Origin of the sequence: Aeromonas molluscorum 848 (assembly GCF_000388115.1) — a bacterium.
Taxonomy (GTDB): domain Bacteria; phylum Pseudomonadota; class Gammaproteobacteria; order Enterobacterales; family Aeromonadaceae; genus Aeromonas; species Aeromonas molluscorum.
The window spans coordinates 1-7,178 of the sequence record NZ_AQGQ01000187.1; the positions used below are offsets into that span (position 1 = coordinate 1).

Genomic DNA, 7,178 nt, shown 5'->3' on the forward strand with positions numbered 1-7,178 from the left:
GGGGGATGAGTCTGCTTGATCCGATGATGTCACCCTTTGCAACGCTGTCGATGTGTCGATAATGGAGCCGGGGCCTGCGTCATCAACTCAATCCCACAATGTCACCACTCTCATCGATATCGATGTGTCGATAGGCAGGCAAGGTGCCGAGCCCCGGCATCGTCATGACCGGACCCGTCAGGGCATAGACGAAACCGGCTCCTGCGCACAGGGTCAGCGACCGGATGGGCAGTTCGAAGTCGGTGGGCACCCCCTTCAGGCTGGGGTTATGGCTGAGGGAGAGCGGCGTCTTGGCGATGCAAACCGGCAGGTGATCCCAGCCTGCCGCCGACAGGGCTGCGAGCTGGGCCTTGGCCTGCTCGGACAGCAGGATGCCGCGCCCGCCATAACCGCACTCGACCAGGGTAGCGAGCTTGGCGGCCAGAGGCAGGGTGTCAGGATAGAGGCGCTGGGACTCTCCCACCGGCGGTTTGGTCCGCTGGCAGGCCATCACCACGGCCCTGGCAAGCTCGGTGGCCCCGGCACCGCCCTGGGTGAAGGCCTGGGAGAGGGCAGCCTCAGCCCCTGCGGCTCTGGCGGCGGCGAGCACCATCTCCAGTTCAGCCTCGCTGTCGCTTGGGAAGCGGTTGAGCGCCACCACCACGGGCACGCCGTAGCGGCGAGCATTGTGGATGTGCCAGACCAGGTTGGCGCAGCCCAGTTGCAGGGTCGGCAGATCCTCTTGCTGCAAGCTGGCTGGCAGCGGCTGGCCCGGGATGAGATTGACCTGGCCGCTGTTGGCCTTGAGGCCACGGACGGTTGCGACCAGCACCACGGCATCGGCGGCAAGCCCGGATTGACGGCACTTGATGTTGAAGAACTTCTCCAACCCCATGTCGGAGCCAAAACCCGCCTCGGTCACCACATAGTCGGCCAGATGCAGGGCGAGGCGGTCGGCTATCACTGACGAGTTGCCGTGGGCGATATTGGCAAAGGGCCCGGCATGGACCAGCACAGGAGTCTGCTCCGTGGTTTGCATCAGGGTGGGCTTGAGCGCCTCCTTGAGCAGCACCGTCATGGCCCCGGCCACTTCGAGCTGCTCGGCGGTGATGGGCTCGCCCTGGTCATTGAGGGCGAGCTGGATGCGGCCGATGCGGGCGCGCAGATCCCGTAAATCCCGAGCCAGGGCCAAAATGGCCATCAGCTCGGAGGCGGCGGTAATGACGAAGCTGTCGGCGCGGGGGACACCATCTAGTTCGCCGCCGAGGCCTACGGTGATGTGACGCAGGGCCCTGTCATTGATATCCAGGGTGCGGGGCCACAGGATCCTGGCCGGATCAATCTCGAGCCGTGCCAGACCCGTCGTGGCAGTGAACTGGTCGCCGAGTCTGCGCTCATGGAACAGGCGGGCATCCAGGGCGGCGGCGGCCAGGTTATGGGCGGCGCTGATGGCATGAAAGTCGCCGGTCAGGTGCAGGTTCATCGCCTCCATCGGCACCACTTGTGCAAAACCACCTCCGGCGGCGCCCCCCTTGACCCCGAATACCGGGCCAAGGCTCGGCTGGCGCAGGGTGGCGATGCAAGATTCGCCCAGTTTGTTGAGTCCCATGGCGAGCCCGATCGTGGTCACCGTCTTGCCCTCGCCAAGGGGAGTCGGGGTGATGGCACTGACCAGGACCAGCTTGCCGGCGCGCGGCTTGCCCTGACCCAGCAAGGCCGGGTCCAGCTTGGCCATGTGATGGCCCTGAGGCGAGAGATGGGCGGGATCGATGCCGAGGCGTTCGGCGAGGAGGGTCACAGGCAGGCAGGGGGACTGGCGGGAGATCTCGATATCGCTTAGCATCAGCACCTCGTTGGCATAGGAGTTCGACTATGTCAGGGAGTCTAGAGGAACCAAGAGGTCAGGCCAATGAGTAATAATATTTTATCCCGGGATCGCGTGCCCATGCAGGAGCCGGTCGCCTTCGACCTCAATGTCCTCTACCACCCGCCCAAGCGCCCCCTGACCGCCCTTGGCATCATCAGTGCCGTCATGCCGATGTTCGGCTTCGGCTGGCAGGCGATGACGGGAGATCCCGAGCAGCATTTTCGCTTCGACGTGGAGCGGCGCATCAATCGCAATCGCCGTGACGAGGCAAACCTGATCCTGATGCTGCAGATCGCCGCCCTCCATGATTGCCGTGCCCTGACGGTGGCCTTGCCCTATGTTCTCAAGGCCGAGCAGCTGACCCAGATCCGCACCCGCCTGCCGCGCTGGCAGCTCGAATGCGAAGGGGTGCAGTTGCAGGCCAGGCTGGCGGACGACGCCATCTAGCCTGTGTGGGGCGAGGCCCTTTGCCCTCTCATCATAACGGTGGCCGCGCCCTGTCGTCAGGGCGTGCCATTATCCCAATAATGGGGAGCCAGATAGCGCTCCTGTACGAACTCGATGAAACAGCGCACCTTGGCTGATACAAAGCGCCGGTGTGGATAGAGGGCATACAGCCCCACCTCTCCCTTGTCCCATTCGGGCAGCAGCGACACCAGTTTCCCTTCGCGCAGCGCCTCACCGACGATGAAGGTGGGCTGCAATATGATGCCCTGATCATCACAAGCTGCCCGGGTCAGGGCCACCCCATTGTTGGCTCTGAGCGGCCCCTGAGGGCGCACGCTCTGGCGCTCATCCCCCCTGTGCATCACCCAGTCCGGTTGGGTCAGGGTGTAGATTAGGCAGTCATGCTCCTTGAGGTCTTCCGGTTGCTGGGGTGTGCCGTGTCTGGCCAGGTAGCCGGGACTTGCGCACACTTCGAGCCGCATGTTTGCCAGAGGCCGAGCCACCAGGGAGGAGTCCGGCAAATTGCCGATACGCAGCGCCAGATCGAAACCTTCCTCTACCAGCGCCACGCGCCTGTCGCTGTACTCTATTTCCAGCTTGAGCTCGGGAAAGCGCTCGCGAAATCGCGGCAGGGCAGGGGCCAGATGCAAGTAACCAAAATCCATGGGTACCGCCAGCTTGAGGGTGCCCTGGGGTTGCTGGTTGTTATGGGTCAGCTGACTGTGGGTCTCTTCCAGTTCGGCCAGCAGCGCCTGGGAGCGCTGGTAGTAAAACTGGCCCGCTTCGGTCGGATTGACCTGCCTGGTAGTGCGCGACAGCAGCCGGGTGGAAAGGGACTCTTCGAGCTGCTGCATCAACTTGGAGGTCATGGCGACCGAGATGCCAAGCTGGGCGGCGGCCCTGGTGAAGCTCTGGCACTCCACCACCTTGATGAAGGTACGCATGGCGGCTATCTGGTCCATTGTTAACTCTCAGTAAATAATTATTTTAATAAATCACTGATTATCACTCTCTCATGGTGGGTTAGTATCTTGCAATCGCTAATGAATCCACCCATGAAGGAACGAGACATGAAGATGACCAAGATGCTGCTGGCTTCCAGCCTGCTGATGGCGATGCCACTGATGGCCGCCGAGTATGACGTGGATCCGGCGCACACCACGGTGCAATTTGAGGTGGGCCACCTCGGTTTCTCCGAGCTGGTTGGCCGTTTCAATACCTTCAGCGGCACCTTTGCCATGGACGATGCCAACCCGACTGCCGCCAAGGCCAGCTTCGAGGTGGATGCCGCCAGCGTGGACTCCAACCACGAGGCCCGTGATAAACACTTGCGCAGCCCGGATTTCCTGGATGTTAAACAGTATCCCAAGCTGAGCTTCGTCAGCACCGCCTATGAGGGCACCAAGGATAAAGGTGTTCTCAAAGGCTCCCTGACCCTGCACGGTGTCACCAAGGATGTGGCCTTCGACCTGGTCAAGATCGGTGAAGGCAAGGATCCCTGGGGCGGTTATCGCAGCGGTTTCAACGCGGTGACCACCATCAAGCGCAGCGATTTCGGGGTGAATTACATGCTGCCGAACATCCCTGACGAGATGAAGATCAAGCTGTTCGTAGAAGGCGTGCGTCGCTAATGGGCGCTGCACTCCTGCTGCAGACACTGGCGGCCCCTCTGGGGGCCGCTTTGTTATCCTGGCGCTGGCCACGGCTCGGCTATCTGTGGGGCGCACTGGCGCTCTGGCTGGTGGGCGCTCTGGTGGGCGGTACTTATCTCTTGCCGGTCAAAGCCTGGCAGTGGTTGCCGCTGACCTTGGCTGCGGTGGCGCTGGCCAGCCAGTTGCCCAACCGCTGGCTCGGGCTGGGCCTGTTCGCCCTGCTTGGTGCCCTCATCTGGTGGCTGGGGTTCGCCAGCCTTATCCAGGGCGTGCCCGAACTCTGGGCCGCGCTGCTGGCCGCGGTCCTCTGGCTCGGCTGGACTCATCACCATGGGGATAGCCGAGAAGGGTTGGGCTTCACCCTGGCCTTCATCTGGTTGGCACTGGTCATCGGCATCGATGGTAGTCTGCTCATCGCCCAGCTTGCTGGCGCCCTGGCCGCCTTTGCCGGGCTGCGGGCGCTGCTGACCAGCCTGACCGGCTTCAAGGGACCGGTGGCGCCGCTGGGGTTGGCGCTGGCCTTCATGCAGATGCTGGCCTGGCAATATGTGGAGGTGCCGCTGCTGGCCCTGTTGCCAGTCTGGTTGCTGCCTGTGCTCGAGTGGCTATTGAGATCGCGCTCCCTGCCGGTGCGTTGGGCCTTGCTCATCGCCCTGGCCGCCGTCGGTACCGGGCTCAGTCTGTGGTTCGTCTGGCCAGAGGCGTCTCTCTACTGAGGATTTTTCGATTAAAGATGGCAATTAATGTTTGTAAAACAGGCAATTAACAACAGTATTGCCACTTGGCGCATAGTTTTGTCCGATAAAGATTGAGCCTCAATCGCGTTTGGGATAAAAAGGCTTTATATCTAATTTGGACACTGACAGAAACCCGGCAAGGCCGGGTTTCTGTTTGCCTGCAGTTTGCGGCGTGCTAAGGAGGCCACAGTTGCGCAGTCAAGGATCTGAGCATCTGTTTTTTCGCCATTTTATTCAGCAGGGAGCCATAGATGGACTCTGCATCGTACTGGTGACTCATTTACTGCCTGATCGGCCCCACTTCATTCAGGCACTGGCCCAGATTGGCCGTATTGGCGCCATATTGCCCAAACCCAAGTCTGTCCATGGTCCCACCCTGGCGTGGGCCCACCAGTACTTTCCCGTATTGGAACTCAACCGTCACTGGAGTAACTGCCCTCAGCAGGTGCTCGCTCAGCTCGCCCCCCTGGTGGCGGCCCATGAGCGATTGATCATTCTGGACATCGGCGGCTATTTCGCTCGGACCCAGGCTCAGCTCGCCGAGTTTTTCGGCCCCCGCTTCCTCGGCGTGGTGGAGATGACGGAAAATGGTCATCAGCGCTATGAGCTGGAACCGCTGTCCGCGCCCGTGCTCTCGGTGGCGCGCAGTCCCCTCAAACAGGCCGAGGATATCCAGATTGGGCTGAGCGTGGTCTATTCCGCCGAATCCCTGGCCCGAACCCTCAATCGCACCTTCAATGTCTGCCAGGCTGCCCTGTTCGGCTATGGCAAGGTGGGACGCAGCATCGCCCGCGAGCTGCGCTGCCGCAATCTGCATCTGGATGTGGTCGAGACCGATGAACTGCGCCAGGTGGAGGCGCTCTCCCACGGCTTTCGGCTGGTGGACAAGCAGCAAGCCCTGTCCCGGGCTGAGCTGGTGGTCTGCTCCACCGGCAATGGTTCTCTCAATCTGACCGATCTCGAGGCGCTGCGTCCCGGCGCCATGCTGGCCTCGGTCACCTCGGCCGATGACGAGTTTGCCTTCTGCCTGGCGCAACTGCCCTGGCCGAGCGAGGAGGTGTGCCCCCACGTGCTGGCGCTGACTCGTCCCGATGAGAGCGTCATCTTTCTGCTCAATCGCGGCGAGGCGGTCAACTTCGTTCATGGCGCCGTGATAGGGGATTATGTCTACCTGGTACTGGCAGAGATCATGGAGGGGATGCGGTTGCTGGCCGAGTTTCCCATGGTGCCCGGGTTGCGGGATCTGCCGCCGGATCTGATGCGTAATATTGCTCGCCACTGGCTGGCCGATTTTCATGGGGTCAGCCAATAGGCTTCTCGTTAAGCACGGGCCACGGCCAGGCCTGATGAATGACAGTGCCCGCCACGGGCAAACCGATGTTCAGGGAGTGATCCAATGACAGAGTTATCGTCCTCTTTACCCAAACCGCGGATCGAGATCCGCTACTGCACCCTGTGCCGCTGGATGCTGCGGGCCGCCTGGCTGGCCCAGGAGCTGCTATCCACCTTCGACAGCGATCTCGGTGAGGTGGCCCTGGTACCCGCCAGCAAGGGGGAGTTTCGCATCCTGGTGAATGGCGTGCAGGTGTGGGACAGAGTGGCGGATGAGGGTTTCCCCGAGGCCAAGGAGATCAAGCAGCGGGTGCGTGACATCATCGCCCCTGAGCGCGACCTCGGCCATTCGGAGCGAAAACCCGCCAGTGAATGATGGCGGTGGGTGGCATGCAAAGAGGGAGGCCATGGCCTCCCTCTTTGCTGGTCAGCCCGTCACGGACGATCAGGGGTTGCCTCGCGCGGCGCTGGGTGCCGCACGCAGGTTTTCAATGGATGGCTTTTCAAGGGATTGACTGTCTATATAGCGCGCCCGCTTGTGGGGCTTGATCCGACTGACATCGACCCAGACCAGGCCATCGATGCAGTGGTTGAATGCCGGGTCTATGCCGAAATCCATGAAGGTTACCCCGCCCGGCTCACACAGCTCGGAATATTGCTTGTAGAGGGTGGGAATGGCGCAGCCCAGGTTGCCAAGCCGGGATTTTAGCTCGGTCAGGGCAGCCCCGTACTCCAGCCCCGCGAAATGGTTATCCGTGGCCGGGTAGGGGCGGCGCGAGGGGGCAAGAGACCCCAGCTCGCCACCCTGCGCGGGGGCGAAGTGCTGGCGATAGAAACTCACCAGCAGATCCCGCCCCTGGGGCGGCAGGCTGCCGGAGATAGAGACGGGGCCAAACAGGTAGCGGTAGTGGGGGTAGCGGGCCAGGTAGGCACCTATGCCGAACCAGAGATAATCCAGTCCGCGCTTGCCCCAATAGGCGGGCTGGATAAAGCTGCGGCCGAGCTCGATGGCCTGATCCAGCTGAGGCAGCAACGCCGGTTCGAACCCAAACAGCGTATGACTGTAGAGACCGGCCAGCCCCTTGCTGGCCAGGATCTCGCGCACAGGGGCGAAGCGATAGGCTCCTATGATGTCGAGCCGGGTCGGATCCCAGAGAATGAGGT

At 62.0% G+C, this 7,178-nt stretch carries 8 protein-coding genes; 5 read left to right on the forward strand and 3 right to left on the reverse strand.

Annotated features, from left to right (window positions below; genetic code table 11):
- Positions 1 to 82 precede the first annotated feature (82 nt).
- The gene (locus G113_RS17725) at positions 83 to 1,822 is read right to left on the reverse strand and encodes a formate--tetrahydrofolate ligase (RefSeq protein ID WP_005908086.1); all 1,740 of its coding nucleotides are present in this window, start codon (positions 1,820 to 1,822) and stop codon (positions 83 to 85) included.
- Between the two features lie 66 nt (positions 1,823 to 1,888).
- Here G113_RS17725 and G113_RS17730 point away from each other — a divergent pair, with 66 nt between their 5' ends.
- On the forward strand, positions 1,889 to 2,293 hold the full coding sequence (locus tag G113_RS17730; protein WP_040319362.1) for a hypothetical protein: 405 nt from the start codon (positions 1,889 to 1,891) through the stop codon (positions 2,291 to 2,293).
- A gap of 56 nt (positions 2,294 to 2,349) precedes the next feature.
- Here G113_RS17730 and G113_RS17735 read toward each other — a convergent pair whose 3' ends face one another.
- Positions 2,350 to 3,255 carry a LysR family transcriptional regulator gene (locus G113_RS17735; RefSeq protein WP_005908088.1) on the reverse strand — a complete coding sequence of 302 codons (906 nt, stop codon included), beginning with the start codon at positions 3,253 to 3,255 and terminating at the stop codon, positions 2,350 to 2,352.
- Positions 3,256 to 3,363: 108 nt separating this feature from the next.
- On the opposite strand from G113_RS17735, the gene G113_RS17740 reads away from it, so the two are divergent.
- The 4 genes from G113_RS17740 to G113_RS17755 all read left to right on the forward strand — a co-directional run bounded on the left by G113_RS17740 (position 3,364) and on the right by G113_RS17755 (position 6,390).
- Entirely contained in the window at positions 3,364 to 3,924 is a 561-nt protein-coding gene (locus G113_RS17740; protein ID WP_005908089.1) for a YceI family protein, read from the forward strand.
- Positions 3,924 to 4,661, forward strand: coding sequence for a hypothetical protein (locus G113_RS17745; RefSeq protein WP_005908090.1), 738 nt, complete (start codon positions 3,924 to 3,926; stop codon positions 4,659 to 4,661). Before G113_RS17740 ends, G113_RS17745 begins: the two co-directional genes overlap by 1 nt.
- Positions 4,662 to 4,872: 211 nt before the next feature.
- Entirely contained in the window at positions 4,873 to 5,994 is a 1,122-nt protein-coding gene (locus G113_RS17750; RefSeq protein WP_005908091.1) for an adenosylhomocysteinase, read from the forward strand.
- 84 nt (positions 5,995 to 6,078) lie between these two features.
- Complete coding sequence (locus G113_RS17755) at positions 6,079 to 6,390, forward strand: SelT/SelW/SelH family protein (RefSeq protein ID WP_005908092.1); 312 nt, start codon at positions 6,079 to 6,081, stop codon at positions 6,388 to 6,390.
- A 69-nt stretch (positions 6,391 to 6,459) separates the two neighbouring features.
- Here G113_RS17755 and G113_RS17760 read toward each other — a convergent pair.
- A partial coding sequence (locus G113_RS17760; RefSeq protein WP_005908094.1) for a GNAT family N-acetyltransferase occupies positions 6,460 to 7,178 on the reverse strand: 719 nt, incomplete at its 5' end.